Origin of the sequence: Polynucleobacter sp. MWH-P3-07-1 (assembly GCF_018687555.1) — a bacterium.
In the GTDB taxonomy this organism is placed as follows: Bacteria; Pseudomonadota; Gammaproteobacteria; order Burkholderiales; family Burkholderiaceae; genus Polynucleobacter.
In genome coordinates, this window is record NZ_CP061296.1 from 1,310,095 (window position 1) to 1,330,577 (window position 20,483).

The window sequence follows — 20,483 nt, forward strand, 5'->3', positions numbered from 1 at the left end:
TTAGCCAACAATGCCATCATTTGAATAAGGCTCGGGAATTATTAAATCTGGTATTGGCTCACCTAATGTTACAAGCCTCGGGGTGTGAAGATCATTCAAATCAAAAAATGAGTTTAGTAATCTAAAGCAATTAATTACCGAATGATGCGTTTGTATAGGTTCAATTTCTGGATGGGATATATTCCGGGTGCCAGAATATATCATTGAATAAATGTCGTATAGCCAGTTTGATACAAGTTCAGAATTACCCCCCAACGAACCAACCAATGCTTCTGGTGCAAAAAAATTACTAGCGCCCTTTAGAATTTCCGAGGCGAGAGAAGTATCGCCATTCAATAAAGCCTCTTTACTCGCTTTTCCTACCCAATCCACAACTTTCAAATCATCCTCTTGACCCCAAAGCCAACTCCTACTCATATATTCACCGAAGATTTAGACGTACTCATATAGAACTTAAAAATTTCTTCATCCAGAGTTAATTGCTTAAGCTGGACTTTATTCAACAATTCAATCAACTCAGCTCTTCCTATTAGCTTTACTCCAAGAGTGTTGGCCTGCTGAATTGCAGTTGCATTAAATTTCTTATTAGTAATTGCAGCCTTCTGGAATATTACGCCCGGATGCCTTGCCTGATAAGCCGGACTTCCAGCGGTAACTTCTTTGACTGCATCCCACCCTAGCTCATCTTGCGTGCTGTGTTTACACTGACCAATCATACCTTTGCCATCGATACCAATAACAACAATATCAATGCCGCCATCACCTCTTTGTTTTTGGGTAATGTAGGCTTTATTTGGATAGGCGCCAAATAGTAGCTGACAAAATACCTCAAATGTAGCCCCATCCAGAGTATCGACACGGTTTATATCAACCAACTTATCTGCATCAACTTTAATTCCACCAGGGCCACTATCTGGCATTAATGTTCCGGATGGTATATCAGAACCCACCCCATCTAACATATCCCCAGCAAGATCCATCTTTAAAGTCATTAATCGATCTAACTTAGCGTCAAAGGTCACAAAGTCTTCAGCTGTGATAGTTGGGCAATAAACATATACATCCTTAGTCTGCCCAATACGATATGCCCTATCTGTTGCTTGGCCTTCTTTAGCCGGATTCCACGTTCTCGTGAAATGGATCACATGATTGGCTGAAACTATGTTTACTCCAAAGCCAACAGCCAATGGAGAGAGAATGATTACGCCAAAACCGTCGCGTGATTGGAACGCATCAATTAAATCCTGTCGATCATCAATATCTCCATTAATGATCTGCGCTGAAAAATCAAAGCGTTTACGTATAAACAGAACTAATGATCTTTGAATTTCCTTGATATCTGTAAATATGATCACTTTCTCTTGCTTTTGTGCAATCATTTCCAGCGTACTCAATAACCACTTCAATTTAGGAGCATTATTTAAATGAGTGTCGACCCCATTTGTATCTATAGCAAAAGTGGTCTTTGGGAGACAATAGGGTTCGGAACACAAAGCTCTTACAAAATGGAGAACTGCAAAAGAAATATTTGACCTTCTTCTTGCATCCTTTTCTTGAGCTGCTGCTGCAATTTGACGCAATCCCTGCGCATATAAATTTCTCTGATGATTTGAAATGGGAACAGATAACCTTTTCCTAAGAGCTCCATCAAACTCATATTCATCATTTGAAACTAATATCTTCTGAGGCAACTCATCAGCAATATCACTCTTCATTCTTCTTAAAATCTGAGGGCTAACTATTGCACGCAGATTTTCGATTACTTCTGCCGCCTTTTCATCGCCGGCTTCCTTAGCCTCAATCGGTTTTCTATATGTTCTACCGAATTCATCTAGAGCCCCAAGCAATCCAGGCTGTATAAAGTCAAACAAGCACCATAAATCTGCCAAACTGTTTTCTACAGGCGTTCCTGTGCAAGCAATTCTAAATTTAGCCTTCTGTTTTTTAGCCGCTGTTGTAGATTGTGCATTTGGCGTTTTAATTTTTTGAGCTTCATCACAAATCATGAACGTAAATTCTTGTCTAGCTAAACTAAACTCATAATCTCGTACAGTTTCATATGTAGTTAAGACCACCTTCGCAGAACCTAACCAATTTGGCGTTAATAGGTTTGCAATCTTCTTATCAAGTAATGACTGATCAATAAATTGCTTGGGCTGTCTTCTAGCACTTAACCCATCAGCATGAAGCAGCAATATCTCTGGAAAATTATTAAAAAAGTTCTTAGCTTCATTCTTCCAGTTTTGCATTAATACTGGAGGCGCAACAATTAATGAAGGCGGCGCCTCTGGATTGCGCTCATAAAACCAAGAAAGCAATGATAGAAGTTGTAATGTCTTTCCAAGCCCCATATCGTCAGCCAACAATGCACCTCGACAATATTCCGGAGCTTTTGAATACAAGTACTGCATCCAAGCTAATCCATCTAACTGATGTTTTTTTAACTTAATTTCACTCTTCAGATCAGTAGGTAGTTGAGGCGAAAAGCCTTCTGGCACTTTAAGTATTGCCGCACGCATTTCCTCTGCCGCAGTTTCACTATAGTCAAGCTGTGTAATATTTACTTTCACCAAGAGCGTCTCTTTGCGACCTTTTCCTGGCGGGTTTGGACTTGGTGGAGTCGGGCCAGGTGGAGTCGGGCCTGGCGGGGTTGGACCTGGTGGAGTCGGGCCAGGTGGAGTCGGGCCAGGTGGAGTTGGGCCTGGCGGAGTTGGGCCAGGCGGCAGAGGATCACCCCCTGAACCAATAATCCCAAGCAAAACCTTTAGCTCTTTTACTAAATCAATAGCTTCAGGTATTGAAAGAGGAATTGGTAATCGGGGATCGGCAACTTTGTCGACACCTGCTGCCTTTGCCTGCTCAATCTTAGCCTCAAATTCCGTTACCCATATTTCATCAACAGCTATAAAAACAGGTGCTGAGCCTGGAGTTAATGAAACACCGAGAAGCGGTGGCGCCCAAGAAGAGTCATCTCCACCCTCTTTTTTTATGTAAGCTGAGTAGATGGGTTTTGCAACTCCAATACCATCAATTCGCCCACCATAATTATCGAGAGCATAAATGTCGTTAAAGTCTATGAAATTTTTTACCTGATCTTTCCAAACATTGAACCAAACCTTAGCGCTATCCAATGTCTGATAAAGATCACCATCAACATCAATTACAAAATTACGCCAAGTAAAAAATTGACGCTCTTCCGAGAGAGCCGATTCAATTTCTTGTATTAATAAGTTAAGCTCATGGGCAGTTGAAATAATTGATCTATCGGCCTTCGCCATCCCATCTTCAAGATTCTGATATATGGTTGCAGTAACACTTACAATGGTTCCTTTTTGTATGTCAGGAAAAAGCGTAATTCGAGTAGAGTAAATTCCAGCTTCTTCCTTAGCTTCTTGTATCTGCTTCTCATCTAAAACTTTGGAGGCAGCTTCACCAAGATAAGCGAAGGGATTTCTAAGAAATGCTTCGGCCTTACTACCAGCAACCTTACGTCCATCAAATTGTGTTTTGATGACTGTAAGAACATCTCTAATCGCCTCAGGAAAGATAACTCTTGTTTTACCTGTTGCGGTTGGAAAATCACTATGTTCAGGGATGAATTTAAATGCATCAAACTGACCCATCCAATTATCAGGCGCTCCATCAAAATAGGGTTCGATTGTTACAACGCTAGTACCCAAGGCTTGCGCTCTGATATAACGCATCTTTAGCAGACTTGGGACCAAAACAATAGTTGAGAATAGGTATGGTGAAAGCTCCGCTTTTGCCAACAAGGCTAGTTTACGTGCTTCACCCCACAATATTTCATTATCAGATTGTGAGCGTGACTGGTCTTCAAATCCTTGATGGCGAGTAATAAAATCTATCAACTCCCAAGACTCTTTTGTTTGAAGTGAGTATGTTGAACCATCAACAAATGCGCCCCCAAGGCACTTTCTAAGCCTGATGCTACGACCTGAGGCTTCACGCCAACCATCAATTCGTAACCTGAAGAATTTATCCGCCACCGTTCCTACCTCACCAAGAACTGGAGATGATTTATCTATTTGTGGAAGTGATAACAAATATATGGAATCTTCGTGATCAATATCTGCTTCTAAGGCATAAAGATGAGCCCAAGAAATAACTACATCAGAACCATTGAGTATTGCAATCCCGTCGGAGACAAGCTGCGCTAAGTAGATTAACTGCTGACTACCCTTAGCAGGATCAGTTGCAATATCCATCAGTTCGCTAGGTGTACTTAGGGCATTGTGTGCACCAGTAGAATATGAAACAGCATCATAAAAAAAACTAGGCTGAATTAAATTTTGAGAAGCAGGACTATTGCTCATCCCATCGAAAACATTTTTAACTTCAGGATGTGATTTAAAAAGTCTACTAAGAAAGTTCATTAGAAATATTTGTCAATTGAAAATGTGATTGTTCCTGAGCTCACTTTACCAGCTCGGACATCATCAAAGATGCCAAATGCAGGCAACTGATAGGTTCTAGCTTTATATTGCCATCCCTCTCTGTGCACAATGTCAGGACCTTTGGCGCTACCAGTGTAATAACGCTCTTTTAAACCTTTTGAGCTTGTAGATGCATCAAGACTGACCGCATTTACATTAAATTTATTTTCCCCTTTTTGATAGATGTAGCATCCACCATGAGGATTGAACTCAACAATTAAATGTCCGCTGATTTCCATAATGAATGCATCTAGCGATGACTCACCTTTAGCGCCCATTAGATTGGCGTATGACTCGACATCATTTTTAAAGTGCTCTTTTAACTCTGGATGTGCCGTCAAATATCTGCGCATATCCTCACCCAACACAAGTCGGGTGAAGGTTATTTGATTTATATACTGCATCCAAAAATCAAGTCTTCCATGTGGATCCGGAACACCTCGGCGCTTGAGCAGTTCAAAGAATAGTCTGAGATTGGCTTCTTGCACCCACGTCAATACCATGCGCCATGTGGGATCCGATACATGGATCCATTTTGAAGCTCCAGTATTCCGCAGCTTGGGGCTTTTCCAAGTCTCTAAAGCAAATTCTTTAAGTTCCCTGTGAACCCGTATATCTGAGGATGCCCTATACCTATCCAACAAGGCGCGCAAACCATTATCCAAATAGGATGGGTGTCGCCTCAACAAGGAAATAATTAGGGGTATAGATTCTTTAAACTTGGCATCAGATTGAGATAAAGAAGCTTTCAAGCAGGACTTAAAGAATTCCTCCCAAAACCAGCTTGCATCCGGAATATGCAACTCTTGTTTAATTTGCTTAACCCGAACCTCGCTACCAGCAAGCCACTCAGCACCATAAATCTCACATGGCGACTCTCCAAGTAAATGTTGGTTTGCCTCAATACTTTTCATCCAATTAGTTGAAAAGGTTGCATTCTTTTTTACATAAGGCCAAGTTTTAGCCAAGAAATTACGTATAGCCCGTTGGGAATTAAAAAAAGTATCACCCTCGTAATTTATCTTTTGTGCTTGAAAGTAAGATTGAAAAACTCCAAACCAAAAGATTCCATCAATCTTGTCATTCTCAAACTCAGTTGTATAACGATCGAAGAGAGTCCTTAGCTTTACACCATCTGAGGCAACAGATATTCCACCTAATTCAGAAATGGGTTTTGTAAGAACAAATGAAATTATTTCGTACTCACCTACATCACCACTTAAGGAGCCATCAAGAAAACTGCGTGCCGCTGCATAAGCAACTTCATCCTTTGGCTTTAGAATAAAAGTAAATTCATCTGTTATTTTTTTATGAATCTTGGATAGCTTAGGATAGCTCTCACCACGATCACTTTTCAACTCAAATTGAAAAGTATTATTTAAATCAGCAAGAGAATTTTTTAGTAGGTTTGCGAAGGACATACACCAAAATCTTTCCCCGATAAATCTATTGTTGACTCTTGTTGTCTCTTTTTATCGTCGCCTAATTGCCAGAATTCTAGCTTCAATTCCGCCCGTCTACTTTCTTCATCGCTTCTTTTTTGCGAATTGAAGGAGAACCCACCAACCAAGAAAAGTCTCTTCACTTGATTTTTTTCATCAAGAGATAAGCCACCTGAACCATCGGGGTCATTCTTTGCAAGCTCACAAACGACCTCCCTACTTCTTTTTAAAGAAAGATCAAGATTAGTCATATAGTTACCCGTTTTACTTGTGTATCCCTCAACAATTACACGTCGAAAATAATCTTGACACTGATTTTCTTTAACTGTTTTTAATACGGCCGGGATATATTGTCGTAAAAATTTTGAAGCCTCTGGACTAATTTCATTGGACTTTTCCTGGAATTTAACAATGGAACCCAGATCAATCCTTATTGCATCCCCTTTGTTGTATTCGATCTGGGCTTTTCCAGGAAATTCTTGATTTGCATTCTTCTGAAGTTTTTTAGCGCAGTCCGAGATTGATTGCTCCCTCTTGGCGGCAGCCTCGTATTCCGGAAGATATTTGGTCTTAATCATAATAATGTTGGCAGCCATGACCACTAAAAAAAGGGTCATACAAGCAGTCATCAGATCTGAATACGAAATCCAAAAAGGCTTTTCACCCTCATCCTTATATGACTTCTTAGAAGATCTTTGATTAAACATTATTCAGACTTCTTGAGCTTGGCAACCGACATCAACATTGACTGCACAGCACCCTCTAAGGCACTTAATGAGCCAGTGAGTAAGGTATCTGATGAAACTTTTAGCGCCTCAACCTGGGCAACCATTTCTTGTCCAAACTGCTGGAATGAGCCTTTGAGCACAGAATTAACTTGATTTAAATAATCAGTGCTTTGTTTTTCAGCGGCCTGCAATGAACCCAAAATTCTTTCTAAGTCAGAAAGCATTTGAGTACTTAGACCAGCCTCTTTTTTAGCATTTTCTACAAGGGTCTGCAGCTGTAGTACATAACCCTGAACAGATTCACGAGACTCATCATACTTCTCAAATGCCGTTCTTACCGATGAAGAAGCCATCTGAAGTGTGGAGGCTGTTTGCTCCAATTGATCCGTTACTACACGGCTCTTATCAAACACACCACCTATACTATCTCCAGCCTTAGAAAATCTATCCGCCGCATCTCGCATCACAAGCGCACCGTCATTCATTCCTGAAATAGCGCCAGTTGCAGCATTCTGAATAGCTCTGATATTTTCTTCGGTCTTAAAGGCTGCGTTCTTTACGTCAGTCATTAACTGAACAACATTATCAGTTAATCCGCTATAAAGACCTTCTGTTTCTTCCACCAAACGATCTGCCCGCGCTTTATCGGCAATAGCTTGATTTTCCCTTTCGGCAGAAATTACAGAAATTGACTTTTCAAGCTCGGATAGAATATTTTGCATAGTCTCATCCATCGCCTGCTTAGTTTGATTTTGCTGCTCCAAAATTAAATTACGCAATTCCTCTACAAAACTTCGTAGCTGTTGATTCATCTGCTCTTGTGCAAGAGCAGCCTTGGACATTGACTCTTCCATCTTGGCTGACATTTCAGATGTAGCTTTTTGACCAGCACCTGAAATATCCGTAATTAATCGAGTCATTGCCTCCTGAACCATGGTCATCGAATCCGATGATTTCTGAATTGCAGTATTGATATTTTGAATTTGAGATCCAAAGGTCTCATCAATTTTTGCCATGAATGCGCTTAGCAAGTTCTCTAGCATACCGGTAACAGCGCCGCCCTGCTCTCCTGAAGCTCTGGCCACTACATCCATTAAATCCTTCATCGGAGCATCGAGGCTCTCTTTAATAGCGCCCGATACTTGCGATGAGAAGTTTTGTGCCGATTGAAGTTGAGCATTTATTTGCTTATCCGCTACCTCGTGCATTAACTGCTTTAAATCATCAATCAATGCATCTTTAAGACTTGCTGTATTGGCTGAACTTTTTTCAGATGCGCTAACCAATCTATATAGATATTCCTCGCCAACACCTTTAGAAAATAAATCATCAATTCGGTTATTAACTGTTTCTAGTAAGCGGTAGCATTTATTTAATGTTGTCTTCTCAAAATAGGTAATCCCAATTGCAGCAAAGATTGCTAAGCCTGATCCAATAAATGCTGATGTAACCTCTTGAAGTAATAAACCTAAGGTCTCGGGACTGTCTGCATCAAATAGATGCAGCCCCCAAACTAATCCACTAAACGTTCCAACAATACCAATTCCAGTCAAAATGCCAGGCAAATGCCTATAAAAATCAGCTTCAATTTGTGTATCTACCACTGATTCTTTGGAGAAGTAAACTTCAGAAGTCGATGTTGCACGCATGGAGATTGGTTCACCATCCGGCGTGCGAACTAGATGCAAGGTATCCTCATATTCGGCCCATAAATGCTTAAACGGCTCTTCCGAAAAGATGGGATTCAAATTAGATATTTCTAATATTTGAATATTCTCCTTCTTATATTTCAGCAACCCATCTGCTATCTTTATCAGTTCCAATTGAAGTTTTTTTGCTGGCCGTAGATATTGGGCAATGAATTGAAATAAGAGATAGCCAATAATCCCTACAACTGGCGCCAAAATTAGCCAATTTAAATGTACTAAAAAACTCATTTTTTACTTCTTTCTTTTGTATTTGTATCCAGCATACACAGTTACACCCTATATATTTCTATTTTATATAGGTAATTTATATAAGGGGGCTCAATATGTGAGCTTCGTCCTAGACATACTGCATTCCTCTGCATAAAACATCGCGAGGAAATTATGACAGCACAAGTTTCAGAAAGGCTGATTTACGGCGGTAAGGAGATTCCCTTATTCACCAACCCCTTGTCGCTTTATCTTCGTCAAACTGGAATTTCCTTTCAATCCCCACACACTGCGAATTGGCGTGGTTATGTTGGCACCTGGGAAATTCTGGAGCATGAAGGTGTTGAGCGTCTCTATTTGGTAGCTTTGTCTGCCCACAAGACCTATGAAGAGATTATTGGGCTATCTGATGTTTTTCCTGGTTGCGATAAGGTCTTTGCACACTGGTTCACAGGCGAATTGCGCTGTCCTCAAGGCGCCCAGCTTAAATACCGTCATATGGGATACGGCAGTATCTATGAATATGACCTCTTGATGGACTTTAAACAAGGTGTACTGGTTAATAAGCACGCCCGGCATAATCAGGTGCCTGAAGAAGAGCCGATTGATCCAGCAAAGATTCCATCTTTTCTGAGGAAACAACAATGATGGACTCTCTATTGTCATGGAGGCCTGAGACCTGGTTTGAGTATCTACTTCTTTATATCACCCCAGGTGCTTTAATTATTATCTACTTGCTTGTCTCAACATGGCTTGAAAAGCCCTCTGACTTTGCCAAAGGTCTCATGAAGATAATGGGTAAAGAAGAAAAACTACTGGATAGACTAAAAGAGGCCGGTGTATATGGCATTGCCTTGATATGCGTCTTAGTTGGCTGGCCAGGATTTATGATTTGGTTTATTAAAGAGAAGCGCAATAATGCTGTTCAACAAAAGTTCTATGATGCTCCTGACTTTAATTGCCTACCTGAACACCTAGTAGCAATAGTCAATCCAGTTGATGCAGAGATTGCCAGTTACATCATTGACCCTCTAGCAAGCGTACCTGCACTACCCTTTGGGCATCTAAATAAAGGCTGGGTAAATTTTCTGACTGATATGAATGATGATCGCGATGAAATGTGGGCTTTTTATGTGTCCAAGGGTAGTAAATGCGGGAAGCACCGCTTTGCTGCTACAAGTGATCTCAGAGGGTATGCCAGGGTTCGCGATGGGCAGGTCTTAGGAGAATTTATTACTGAATCTAATTAGCTCATGATTTGAGCTTTAGCCCTGCTTTAATTAATTCATTAGATGTTTGATTTGTTTTGGTGATCGCCGGGATCAGGTATGAGTGCCCTAAGATCAAAGGACTGCCTTTTATTCATTAGCCCTTCTCATGAGAAAACCATACCAGCATGTGCATTCTGCTATACCCATTTCGTTGGGGCCTCCTTCAGGGTGCGAGCAAGCTGACAGCCGGGAAAGACCGGCTGTTTTTCTATTCGTTAATTACAACTCTACCGATCAAATCCCCCATCACCATACCCCCTTCACGGTAGATGGCGATGCAGCGATTAAGGCGTACTGACTTTACAAGCTCGTCATCATCTTCACATAAGTGAACTTCTTTTTGACAGTCATTACAAAAGTGCACCTTGTCATCATCCGTTGGGGTTAACTCATCCCACTTTGCTGTGCACTTAAATGCAAAGACACAGTTGCGAATCGTGTAATCATCATCTTCTGGCATTTGAATCATTTATTTCTCTCCTTATTTAGAGCTTCTTTTGTTACTCATAAAAAATCTGCCCACGCATATCTTTAATGAAGACTTGATAGAAGTCTTTCCAGTTCTGCAGCTCTTCTGGCTGGCAGACTGCTCCCGGTCTTTGAATGGCTAGCTTTCTAATAACAAAGATATTGTTCTTGACTTCGTTATAGGTGGCTTCATATTCAATGCCGGCTTTTTTGTAGCTTACATTAGGTGGAATACGCGTTACCTTGGTGTTGCTAGGAAATCTGATCTGGTATGACTCTCCTACCATTCTGGTGGAACAGATATATGGAACTGTAAATTTCTCAGGCGGCCTATCACTGGCAATGGCAGCCAACTCTCCAGGCGCTAAGCCAATAGGCACTGTCATTGCGCCTGGTCCTGGCACATTTGCAATGGCGTCTAAGGTGAACTCAGTGTCAGTTGTAAAGGGTTTATCAAGGTCATAGACATAGCTAGTGGTGATCTTGCCTTCACCTGTTTGCCTAAATTTAGCTAACTGGTTTTTTACTAGCTTTTCTGAGTAGGATGTTTCAGCACCCTCATATTTATAACGAGCACTGATTGCTGCACTTCCAAAATACATAGTGTGTGCCTTACCGGTAATCCGCCCATCTTTCTCAATCTGCATAAAGATACCAGTAGCCATCTCGCTATCTTCTTTCTTAGGCTTGGGTGTGCGCCCTACCTTTGCTAATTTAGTGAGTAGTACAGGCTTATCCATCTCATCCGAGGGCAACGTGCCGTAGCTCGCCATCTCATCGGTCGAGTCTAGATATAGATTCCAGGCTGGGATATAGGTGATGACATGATTAAAAGGCCCGAAGACTGGGTATTTAGGGAGTACATAAGCATTACCTGAGTTAATTAATGCGCTGGTTGCTTCGATGCCCTTGGCTGCTAATAAAGTGATTAAGAGTGCGTTGTGATCTTTGCAGTCACCATAGCGATTTTTCAGCACGCTATTGGCATCGTGTGGCACGATTCCACCATCAGAAAGGTAGATAGCTACATAACGAATATTTCTGGCTACCCAGTGATAGATCGCCTTGGCCTGTTCTTTTTTTAGGTCGAGTTTTGGATCATTTTGAACCTTCTTCTCTAGCCCTTTAGTTATCTCATCAGCTTGTTTCTGAATCTCTGGGGTGATGATGAATTTACCTTTAATGCGCTCTTCATATGCCTTGGCAAAAGCCTCTTGACTTGGGAAGCTGGAAATATAAATATGGGGAGCATAGTCGTTACTAGAGACCTGATATGGTTCTTTTTTCTTCATCTTGAGGTTTTCATATGTGTAGCTCACATAACGTACGCCACCAACCACTTCATCTCTCGTTTGTTTAACGTCTTTAATATCGGTATACAGCTTTAAATCTTCCGGATAACTGAGGTTGTACTCATAAGACCTCACCTCCACATTAGGCGAGAAGATCAGCCTGGTATAGAAATAACCTGGCAATAGTGGCTTGTAGGTCGTGAGCTTCGTCTTGTAATAGGTTTTAGATCCCGGTGTTACCTTTGGAAAGATGATGATCTTGTGTTTTTGATCGGAGAACATAGCTGCGCCTGAGCTATTGTCATCCTCTACTGTGCGTATTGCATTGGCGGCTACCGGAATTTTTTCTCCCTTAGGGGTGATTGTGTAGGCATCAAGCACTTCCAGCTTAGATAGCGTGGAGTTATATGGCAAGTCGGCTTGTGACTCAGAGTCAACGACTAACTGCGATTTCACCAAGGTAGTGAGTTCATCAATCTCGACAACCGTACCATCGGCCTGAATAGTTTCTGTGATGATGGCTCTTTCAACAGCAGAAAGTGATTCGAGCTCACCTCTGCCTGCGCTGGTTATGCCAACATTGGCGAGCAATAAGAATCCCATAAGGACTGCCGCAAGACTACTAATTGATTGAATTGCAAATTTCATAAGATCCTTAGCGCCTTACATACGATTGTATGTAGACTTTTCGTTTATTTACTTCGCTGGTGAAAATAATTCCTGCGCTGTCATGGATCATCGCCAACGGTTCTTGTAGAAGTGTTTTTTCTGGCATGTAGGGATTACCATTTCCATCCCTGAGCCTGAACTTAGGTAAACCTAAGATCTTTGAGGCATCAACATAGGCAGCAACAGCCAAAGGCCTAGAGAGGGGTACGACTGACTTTCCGGTTGGAGAAACCTGCAGAGGCATGAAGGTAACGAATACAAGGGTGCTTAACATGGGCTCTTTATGAAATTTGTTAGGTATTTCATTTTCTTGAGCCACTAGCTCATTGGGTGAGCCTTATTGCTTTTAATCTAACTCCATCAAGACTTATTTGGAGGTCAACATGAAATATCTAATCACTCTATTTTTAATAGCCCAAGCCGCTCTAATGGCACGGGGAGCATCAGCTCAGGCTATTTATGGACCCACCGGGAATTACCTTGGCTATAGTCAAACAGCGCCAAGCGGTGTCACTAATGTTTACAACGTCACTGGTCAGAACGTTCAGTCTTTTCAAACCGATAACGGGCAGACCAATTTTTATAGCCCTCAGGGTGCTTATCAAGGGACTTCAACTACACCTGTTTATGCAGCGCCAAATACTTCGATCAATACGCCGCGCCAAGCACCTCAGGCGCCTTCTGTGAAAGGTTGGTAAAAAATGAAAAGGCTAGTCATTACTGCGATGTTAATTAGCATCGCCATTCCTGTTTTTGCACGCACCGATGGCGGCGGCAAGAAGAGCTCGCAAAAATATAACAATCCAAGTGGGCATGAGAATTGATACTACTGCTGGAAAGATCTGAGCACTAACTACACACCGTCCCGCCACAAATATGCCAAAAAATCTTAGGAGATCTAAATGAAGCGATTACTTGTTATAGGTGCCCTTCTAATTTCTAGCGTCAGTCAAGCCCAAATAACTAGCTGGGATAACTCACCTTTAAATTACAACAACAGCCCTCTTAACTACAACAACTCACCCTTGAATTACAACAATTCCCCATTGAATTATCAAAACAGCCCCCTTAACTACAACTCAACCAATGGGGTTTATGACAATAATGGAAATCGAATTGGATATGAAACTCAGTCGCCCACTGGCGTCACCAATGTCTTCGATAACAATGGCAACAGGATTGGGTACTCACCTAGCAAAAGACAATGAGTACATACGAATATGAACTAATCAAAATGGAGCCCGTATCATCAGACATTGATACGGTGGAAAATATCCTTAATGAAAAGGGTGGTGAGGGGTTTCGTTTTGTGGCGGTACAAAAGTTTTGGACACAAGATGACTATGGACAACCGATTCAGAGGAATTTCATAGTGCTTGAGAAAAAAGATGAGGAAGAACTATAAGAGTGCATAAGGAAAAGCTAATCTTTTTAGATTTTGATGGAGTTTTACATCCAACTCACTTTGCGGGTGAATCTCCATTCTCACGCGCAGCTCTTTTAGAGGAATCTTTTAACTTGCTATCACCCAAGATTGTGATTTCATCTAGCTGGCGCTTTACCGATAATCTTGAAAAACTACAAAAGACCTTACCTACTTTTATTTCATCCCTCATTATTGGTGCCACTGGAGCAGCAGTAATTGGCAAACATCCGCGCTTCACGGAAATTCAGAATTACTTACAGAGTTACGGATCAGCAGATTGGAGAGCGCTTGATGATTCTTATTGGGAATTTCCAAATCCTTGTACCAGACTAATCCGCTGCAATCCTAATACCGGTATTGCTGATAGACAAATACTGGAACTCAACCAATGGCTCATTCAGGGTTAGGACTACAAAGCCATTGGCTCTAAGTCCGGCTCCGGCTCATAGTCTTCAAACTCAAAGCGCAATTGTCCAGATAAAGGAGTTAAGCAGCGCAAGAATCGATCAGGTACCAAGCCCACCCTTTCATGGCGCAATTCCCCTTTTTTAGGTAGGTGATAACAGATAGCATGACCTTGAGCTAGGACTTTGACGCGCCAAACTGGAATTACTCCCCAATCAATATCCGGCCAGTGCATTAAGCCCATAGGCTCAATCACCTTCACAATGATTCCCTTATTAATTGAAAATTTACTATCGGTAATCATGGCAATGCTTCCTAACTCGCAACGCAAATGAATATGACCATTCCTAGACATTGCTTTCGCTTTCCACAAAATCTAGTTCATGAAAATTTATTTGCAGCTGCTCTGAGTCTATAAACTTATCATTAAGGTATCCGCTAGGCGGGGTTAAGCGTCTAAGATAAGTGTCAGGAACCGGACCAGATGTAAATGGTTTAAATTCTTCGCCTTCATATTGGTAGTACAAAAAGCTGCCTTCACTGGCTATCTCTACATTCCAGGTATAAACCAGCTCCTCATGATTTGCCCATTCCTCAAATCCAACGGCTGAAACTATCTTCACGATATTGCCTAGATTTTTTGGATAACTACAATTCACGGTAATTGCTAAGTCACCAACTGAACAATTAAGTTTTCTCATCTTCTTCCCCTGTACTGCGCGCGCACCCTTTCACGCTCAACAAAAAATAGGTGCTCAATAAGTGGTTTGCCACAAACCATAAAAAGACCCAATAAAAAGATAGCAATCAACTTGGGGGTGTAATAACCCTGCTCAAAGTTGTAGCAACTCAAAAATATCAGTAAGAACCCTAAAAGCTTCATTTGGAGCACCTCCCTCTGGACATATATACGAAGAATAAAGTGCCAGTAGCTCATTAAATGAGCTATAAAGAACTTATAGTTCTTAAATGCAATTAATCCGGGAGGCTAAATGGAAGGTGAGATCTTCGTCATACCCAAATGGCAGGCGCATAACGTAGTCAATTTTGAGCAACTCGTAAAACTAGATAGTGGCGGAGGAAAAGTTTTAAATTTTGCATCCTGCGCATTAATAAACACTATGCCTATGGTCGGTATCACCGAAATAACAGAGGAAACAAAGCGAGACCTATGGGTAAGAATCGCAATATTTCATGCCATGAATGGAAGTTTATTTTATTTTGAGCAGGAAGATAAAAAAACACCTGTATTTTTAACTCAACAGGATATTGATAGACATATAGGACTTAGCACCGAAGGTGCTAATTATTCATTTGTAGAATTTATTGACAGATGGGTAGCAAATAGAAATATTGAAGACGAAACCTCTTCAGCTAGGTGTGCAAACAACTTTAGGTCGATGCTAGATATCTGCCTTGCTAACAAAGCATAATTCGTACGGGAAATAAAAAATATGAGCGATATTGAACGTTTACACCGCATTAAGTACATGATTCAGGATCGAAAATGCGTCCCTATCGAAAGCTTCTTAGATGAGCTTGAAATCTCCAAAGCCACCTTTAAGCGTGATCTTGAATACCTACGTAGTCGACTTAAAGCATCAATCATTTATGACCGCTTTGAAGGAGGCTATAAATTTGAATTCCCAGACCAAGTTAACAAGATTGAAATGCCGGGTTTATGGTTCTCCGAAAAAGAAGCTACTGCTCTGGTCTTAATGCAGCACTTACTGTCATCTTTAGATCAAGGTGGATTAATTGGTCCTCATATTGAACCCTTAACCACAATCATCGATGGTATTTTGGGTCAAAGTGAAACTTCCGCTAAAGAATTACGTAAGCGCATCAAAGTATTGGGCATGGGTTCACGTAAGAACTCGATTGATAACTTCTCTGAAATTGGCGCCGCCCTACTGAAGCGCAATCGTCTTGCGATCAAATACTATGCCAAGGGCAAGAATGAAGAAACTGAGCGTGAGATTTCTCCGCAACGACTCATTTTCTATCGCGAGAATTGGTATCTCGATGCCTATTGTCATATGCGCGAAGGCCTACGCAGCTTTGCTGTAGACGGCATCCGCAGTGCAGTACCGACTAACAAGAAAGCGCAAGAAATCTCCGATAAAGAGTGCCAAGAACACTTTGCCGAGAGCTACGGCATCTTCTCTGGCAAGGCTACACAAAGAGCAAAACTTCGTTTTACACCAGAACACGCTCGTTGGGTCTCGGGAGAAAACTGGCACGGCCAGCAAGTAGGCTCTTTTGATAAAGAGGGTTACTTCAATCTTGAGTTTGATTACAACCAAGATCCCGAGCTTGTGATGGACATCATGAAACATGGCTCTGGGGTTGAGGTGATTAGTCCTACTAGCCTTAAGAACAAAGTAAGAGCCGAATTAGAAAAAGCATTTAAGGCTTATCAATAATTATTGTTGCTTTAGTTTTTTATTGCACGCATCACAGTAATACTTGCCATCCTTTTCCCAGGCTTTAATACCAAGCTTCTTGGTACACCAGTAGCAATACAGATTGGTTGAAGGTATAAATTTACTTTCTGCCAAATCCGGCATACTTTGGATCAATTCCGGCTGACCAAGATTGACCTCAATGGCTTTAGGCTTTAACTGCGTAAGCATCCATCTCCAAGCTTTTGGGATAAGCTGGTAATGAAAGATCGCATAGCTTGAGGCCAACCCTAGCAATATGAGAACCACAGTTAGTGGATTTTGACTCATCCACTCTAAGACAGCTAGCGCTGCCATATAGGCAATGTAAAGGCCTAATATTGCCAATAGATATGGCCAAATCGCCGCTAGAATCAAAATTGAAATAATGGTTCCAATAATTGATCCGCCACCAGAGCTATTGCTATCGTCGTAATCACCCATGAGCTCTCCTGGGAAGCTGAGTACTCCAGTCATAGGCCAGATCGATAAAGATATTAGCTTCTTGAGATAAGTATTGGGGTGCAGGAAAAATTCCAACCCTCCCAAGATCCAATCGATCTGCGTCCCAACAGGTCTGAATTGTTTTGTTAGCCGAGACATCACCACCTGAGTGATGGCGTAGTGCATAACAAAGCTCATCCAATTGCTTTGAGCGAAGTTGATAGAAGTCCCCGTGAATGCCATGCGCAAATTCTGCAGCACGTTCGCCATGTTTTGGATCTCTACCATCATCTAAGCGACAACTATCATGCAAGAATCCAAAGAGCTCGACGACTAGTAAGTCTGCTTTGCGTAATTGCCCGATATTTTTACCGTGGTGAAGCACCCTAGCCCAATGGTTTGCGCCATGAATACCTTGCCAATCGAGCTTGAACTCAGACTTGATCAGAGCAATCAGACCTGAGCGGTCATAGTCTTTACTCATGAATAGAGTTTTTCTAAGCCAGAGGCTGCTAACTTAAACATCCGATCCATTTCTGTTCCTGCAGATATGGCTGTGCCATCTGGGGTGGCGAGCGGCCAAGGCTGATTAAGATCCCAATATTGAGGAAATAACCAATGCTCTAACTCCACCTCAGAAATCGTCATGAGCCACTTCACATCCGGGTAAGAGCCACGAAGTAAGGCCAGCATATGGGCTTGCGAAAGACCCAAGGTCCACTCGTGCAATTCTTGGTTAGTAGGCTCTCCAATGGGATGCTGCAACTTCAGACTCACAAATCCGTGCTCATTCGTTACCCATAGAAATGCATTCTGCTCATATCGATCTGCTAAGACCCTTGCATCGTCTAGATGTATACCTAAAGTGAGCATGCTTAGCTCATGAGGCCATTGGTCATCCTTATCTCGTCCTATTCCCGGAAATATTTTGGGGCACATTGGCAAAGCATCAGCCCACATCTTTTTTTGCCGCGCCTCATTCTCTTGAGTATCTAAGGGTTGGCTATAGGGATTAAAGGCAGTCAGAAAAGCTGCTGTTGTTATCTCCCACTCCGTCATCAACTCTGCCAATTGACTAGAAGCCTGGTTCACTTGCAGGGCGATTTCTCGATCACCAAGATGAACCACATAGACCGCTTCGCGATAGGCCTTAATTAAATTTGGAGAAATTGTTCTGATCTCTAATTCGTCCATTTATTTCCCCAATTCAAAAATATTGATCGGTGCTGCTGGTTTAGTTGGCCAGTGATAGCCAATTCCTAGCTCTTTTGCCTTTCGGATGCGGTGGTGCAACTTCAATGCGGAAGAAAAATAATAGAGGCGAGGGTTACTTATAACGCGCTCATACTCATATTGCTCTGCCTGCACTGTCAAATCATCTACCCGATAAAAATATTTACCTTCATGTTCAATCGCTTCGGCAAAGTAATTGTTTTCATCTTTGACAAACACAATCGGAATATAACGATCTCTAAAGACGTCTAGTAGTTTCTTCCACTTACTGTCGTTAAATTGATGTAAGCCAATTTTTAATTGCGTAATCTTCATTGCACTCTCCTGTTTAGCCAATTTGACAAATGTCTGGGCTTGGCAATTCGGTTTAAATCCGCCCTCCTACTTTTTTACCTCTACCGCTGATTCGCTTAGTGGATAACAGCCTCCACTACTTCAGGCTTTCCCTCGGGGTTCTTTTTTTGACTTGAAACCAAGAACTCTTTAGTCTCTAGTGCTACGGTGAGATAAGCGTCAGTTGCGATACGAAACGCATCTTGACCATCCTCTTTGCTAAAGATATAGGTCAGGCTATAGATGAGGTTGTCCGCATCCTCGCCGTCAACAGTGACGGTATTACCTACATCGTTATCTACAACCCGCAATCCTCTTGTGAAATCTGGCTTCTCACCATCAACCCAGCTCATATCGAGGCGATCAATATCAAACCTCAAGCTTCGGAATAAGTTATTGATGGAAAAACGAGCACCATTTAAATATGTGTAATCACGCATAAGACCTCCAATATCAATTGATTAATCTCTACAATTCCATTATCAAGATTGGCAGGTTCAAATAATGAGCTAGTGGTCAGTTTTTGAGCCACTTGTCCAACAAAAAACCCACCAAATGGTGGGTTTGTCGCTTTTGATTACCTTTTACCTTGCTTGGTATTGGGTCTCATCTTTTTAGCACCTTACTAGCGTTAGCAGGTTGCTGTGGCGACAAAGCCATCTCTTGATGTTTGTTTGATTATAAAGACCTTGCAGTCATTTGTAAATAAGTTCTAGGAGCCATGGGCTCAAAATTGGCTTAACCATTGCTCAAGCATAGAGACATCAGCAATGCCTTTTGAAATTAGCAGCTGTGAAATATCTATGGCGGATATTATTAACAGCGGATGTCCATCCTCAATAATTTCTTTATAAGCCTGGAGAGATACAAATGATGTAGTAATAAAAATACCAAATTGCCTATGTCTTAGACGTGAAATTAATCGCGAGGTTTCCTTAACGCCACAACTCGATGTCAACTTATAACACTTAGCTTCAAGAGCAAACTCTACATCTGTGTAAGCCTGACCTACACCTATTCTATAAACTCCGATAGCATCTCTACCGCCGTCTCTCCATGGCCTTGTGTTATCACAAGAGATAATATTTTTATCCATCATTTGTGCAATTACCGAAGCACACTTCTCAAATGAATACTCGCCATCCTTATGTTTAGAAAAGTAATCTTTGATTAACTCTATATACTTTTTCTCTTGTGACGTTTGTGGCAATTGTTGCTCAGGGGTTCGATAACTAACAGTCGGCGGCGCTAATAACGGAAGGTACTTGCCAGTATTGAGCCACTTTAAATAGGTGTCCGGGGCATTTCTTGTAGCACTACCGTTTTGGAGTTCGCTTATCCAGCCCCTTTTAATAACCGACTCATTCAAAATGGTAAAAATTGCGCGATAGTTTTGAAACCTATTGCCATCTACTGATTTCCATATAGCCACTAGATCATCAGTTTGTAAGATATTTGCAGCACCAGGAACAGCCAGGCCACGGAAAACTACAGAGCGACCAGCACCTCCGACCTTTGTAAATATAAAAAATGGAGGAACTTTATCTCTTTGTAATGAGTGCAAGTTATCAAAAGAATTTTTTAATATTAAATTTCCTTTTTTGCTAGTGTCATGCAGCTCATGCCCAGCTTTTTTGTTGTCTCCAAAATAAATGAACTGTCCTCTTTCAGAATTCAATTCATCTGGCCACTCATTGTTTGACATTTCGGAATATAGGACGCAGTACTTAAGGTCTCCTAGAGTGCCTTTTTGACGAAATCCACCCTGATTTCCACATCCCATTAATTTAGAAATTGGATCGTCACCAGCATTGCCGGAATTGCCACCTTCATAGATAGCGTCAATAACTAAATCTGCATTTTCAAGTTCGTCAAATTTGAATAGTTTGGCTGTCATATATTTCAAATTGTGTAATTTTAGTAATTAATATACCTCTTCTGTCTATGCATGGGTTACC

24 protein-coding genes and 1 riboswitch are annotated in these 20,483 nt (G+C 41.5%); of the genes, 8 read left to right on the top strand and 16 right to left on the bottom strand.

Features of this window, described 5'->3' with window-relative positions; genetic code table 11:
- Genes ICU98_RS06890 through zorA form a run of 5 tightly spaced genes read right to left on the bottom strand, consistent with a single transcriptional unit; the run spans position 1 to position 8,561 of the window.
- Entirely contained in the window at positions 1-417 is a 417-nt protein-coding gene (locus ICU98_RS06890; protein WP_215351685.1) for a hypothetical protein, read from the bottom strand.
- On the bottom strand, positions 414-4,394 hold the full coding sequence (locus ICU98_RS06895; RefSeq protein ID WP_215351688.1) for an SNF2-related protein: 3,981 nt from the start codon (positions 4,392-4,394) through the stop codon (positions 414-416). Before ICU98_RS06895 ends, ICU98_RS06890 begins: the two co-directional genes overlap by 4 nt.
- Positions 4,394-5,875 (bottom strand): EH signature domain-containing protein, encoded by a 1,482-nt coding sequence (locus ICU98_RS06900; protein ID WP_215351690.1) that lies wholly within the window; start codon positions 5,873-5,875, stop codon positions 4,394-4,396. The genes ICU98_RS06895 and ICU98_RS06900 overlap by 1 nt, the downstream gene beginning before the upstream one ends.
- Complete coding sequence (locus tag ICU98_RS06905; protein WP_215351693.1) at positions 5,854-6,603, bottom strand: flagellar motor protein MotB; 750 nt, start codon at positions 6,601-6,603, stop codon at positions 5,854-5,856. Before ICU98_RS06905 ends, ICU98_RS06900 begins: the two co-directional genes overlap by 22 nt.
- Entirely contained in the window at positions 6,603-8,561 is a 1,959-nt protein-coding gene (gene zorA, locus ICU98_RS06910) for an anti-phage ZorAB system protein ZorA (protein WP_215351696.1), read from the bottom strand. Before zorA ends, ICU98_RS06905 begins: the two co-directional genes overlap by 1 nt.
- Positions 8,562-8,714: 153 nt before the next feature.
- Here zorA and ICU98_RS06915 point away from each other — a divergent pair, with 153 nt between their 5' ends.
- Positions 8,715-9,188, top strand: coding sequence for a hypothetical protein (locus ICU98_RS06915; protein WP_215351698.1), 474 nt, complete (start codon positions 8,715-8,717; stop codon positions 9,186-9,188).
- Positions 9,185-9,790 (top strand): hypothetical protein, encoded by a 606-nt coding sequence (locus ICU98_RS06920; RefSeq protein ID WP_215351701.1) that lies wholly within the window; start codon positions 9,185-9,187, stop codon positions 9,788-9,790. The genes ICU98_RS06915 and ICU98_RS06920 overlap by 4 nt, the downstream gene beginning before the upstream one ends.
- 229 nt (positions 9,791-10,019) lie before the next feature.
- Here ICU98_RS06920 and ICU98_RS06925 read toward each other — a convergent pair whose 3' ends face one another.
- Genes ICU98_RS06925 through ICU98_RS06935 form a run of 3 tightly spaced genes read right to left on the bottom strand, consistent with a single transcriptional unit; the run spans position 10,020 to position 12,559 of the window.
- A complete protein-coding gene (locus ICU98_RS06925; protein ID WP_215351704.1) occupies positions 10,020-10,280 on the bottom strand; it encodes a hypothetical protein in 261 nt (86 codons plus the stop codon).
- Positions 10,281-10,311: 31 nt separating this feature from the next.
- On the bottom strand, positions 10,312-12,219 hold the full coding sequence (locus tag ICU98_RS06930) for a DUF3857 and transglutaminase domain-containing protein (RefSeq protein ID WP_215351707.1): 1,908 nt from the start codon (positions 12,217-12,219) through the stop codon (positions 10,312-10,314).
- 7 nt (positions 12,220-12,226) lie between these two features.
- Positions 12,227-12,559, bottom strand: a complete 333-nt coding sequence (locus ICU98_RS06935; RefSeq protein ID WP_215351709.1) for a hypothetical protein — start codon at positions 12,557-12,559, stop codon at positions 12,227-12,229.
- Between the two features lie 64 nt (positions 12,560-12,623).
- Between ICU98_RS06935 and ICU98_RS06940 the strand changes: the two genes are divergently transcribed.
- The 4 genes from ICU98_RS06940 to ICU98_RS06950 all read left to right on the top strand — a co-directional run bounded on the left by ICU98_RS06940 (position 12,624) and on the right by ICU98_RS06950 (position 14,073).
- A complete protein-coding gene (locus ICU98_RS06940) occupies positions 12,624-12,938 on the top strand; it encodes a hypothetical protein (RefSeq protein WP_215351711.1) in 315 nt (104 codons plus the stop codon).
- A gap of 3 nt (positions 12,939-12,941) precedes the next feature.
- On the top strand, positions 12,942-13,064 hold the full coding sequence (locus ICU98_RS08950) for a hypothetical protein (RefSeq protein ID WP_256441003.1): 123 nt from the start codon (positions 12,942-12,944) through the stop codon (positions 13,062-13,064).
- Positions 13,065-13,444: 380 nt separating this feature from the next.
- Positions 13,445-13,645 carry a hypothetical protein gene (locus ICU98_RS06945; protein WP_215351712.1) on the top strand — a complete coding sequence of 67 codons (201 nt, stop codon included), beginning with the start codon at positions 13,445-13,447 and terminating at the stop codon, positions 13,643-13,645.
- 2 nt (positions 13,646-13,647) lie between these two features.
- Entirely contained in the window at positions 13,648-14,073 is a 426-nt protein-coding gene (locus tag ICU98_RS06950; protein ID WP_215351714.1) for an HAD domain-containing protein, read from the top strand.
- 2 nt (positions 14,074-14,075) lie between these two features.
- On the opposite strand, the gene ICU98_RS06955 is transcribed toward ICU98_RS06950, so the two are convergent.
- Together ICU98_RS06955 and ICU98_RS06960 are read right to left on the bottom strand one after the other, a co-directional pair.
- Complete coding sequence (locus ICU98_RS06955; RefSeq protein WP_215351716.1) at positions 14,076-14,426, bottom strand: hypothetical protein; 351 nt, start codon at positions 14,424-14,426, stop codon at positions 14,076-14,078.
- A complete protein-coding gene (locus ICU98_RS06960) occupies positions 14,419-14,772 on the bottom strand; it encodes a hypothetical protein (RefSeq protein ID WP_215351718.1) in 354 nt (117 codons plus the stop codon). Before ICU98_RS06960 ends, ICU98_RS06955 begins: the two co-directional genes overlap by 8 nt.
- 291 nt (positions 14,773-15,063) lie before the next feature.
- On the opposite strand from ICU98_RS06960, the gene ICU98_RS06965 reads away from it, so the two are divergent.
- On the top strand, positions 15,064-15,504 hold the full coding sequence (locus tag ICU98_RS06965) for a hypothetical protein (RefSeq protein ID WP_215351719.1): 441 nt from the start codon (positions 15,064-15,066) through the stop codon (positions 15,502-15,504).
- 21 nt (positions 15,505-15,525) lie between these two features.
- On the top strand, positions 15,526-16,497 hold the full coding sequence (locus tag ICU98_RS06970) for a YafY family protein (RefSeq protein WP_215351721.1): 972 nt from the start codon (positions 15,526-15,528) through the stop codon (positions 16,495-16,497).
- Here ICU98_RS06970 and ICU98_RS06975 read toward each other — a convergent pair whose 3' ends face one another.
- The 6 genes from ICU98_RS06975 to ICU98_RS07000 all read right to left on the bottom strand — a co-directional run bounded on the left by ICU98_RS06975 (position 16,498) and on the right by ICU98_RS07000 (position 20,422).
- Complete coding sequence (locus tag ICU98_RS06975) at positions 16,498-16,992, bottom strand: hypothetical protein (RefSeq protein WP_215351723.1); 495 nt, start codon at positions 16,990-16,992, stop codon at positions 16,498-16,500.
- On the bottom strand, positions 16,952-17,443 hold the full coding sequence (locus ICU98_RS06980; RefSeq protein ID WP_215351724.1) for a hypothetical protein: 492 nt from the start codon (positions 17,441-17,443) through the stop codon (positions 16,952-16,954). The genes ICU98_RS06975 and ICU98_RS06980 overlap by 41 nt, the downstream gene beginning before the upstream one ends.
- A complete protein-coding gene (locus ICU98_RS06985; protein ID WP_215351726.1) occupies positions 17,440-18,153 on the bottom strand; it encodes a DUF3293 domain-containing protein in 714 nt (237 codons plus the stop codon). Before ICU98_RS06985 ends, ICU98_RS06980 begins: the two co-directional genes overlap by 4 nt.
- Positions 18,154-18,507 (bottom strand): hypothetical protein, encoded by a 354-nt coding sequence (locus tag ICU98_RS06990; RefSeq protein WP_215351728.1) that lies wholly within the window; start codon positions 18,505-18,507, stop codon positions 18,154-18,156.
- Between the two features lie 95 nt (positions 18,508-18,602).
- Positions 18,603-18,965, bottom strand: a complete 363-nt coding sequence (locus tag ICU98_RS06995; protein ID WP_215351729.1) for a hypothetical protein — start codon at positions 18,963-18,965, stop codon at positions 18,603-18,605.
- A 123-nt stretch (positions 18,966-19,088) separates the two neighbouring features.
- Positions 19,089-19,200: riboswitch (SAM-I-IV-variant riboswitch) on the bottom strand.
- 52 nt (positions 19,201-19,252) lie between these two features.
- Positions 19,253-20,422 carry a restriction endonuclease gene (locus ICU98_RS07000; RefSeq protein WP_215351731.1) on the bottom strand — a complete coding sequence of 390 codons (1,170 nt, stop codon included), beginning with the start codon at positions 20,420-20,422 and terminating at the stop codon, positions 19,253-19,255.
- Between the last annotated feature and the right edge of the window lie 61 nt (positions 20,423-20,483).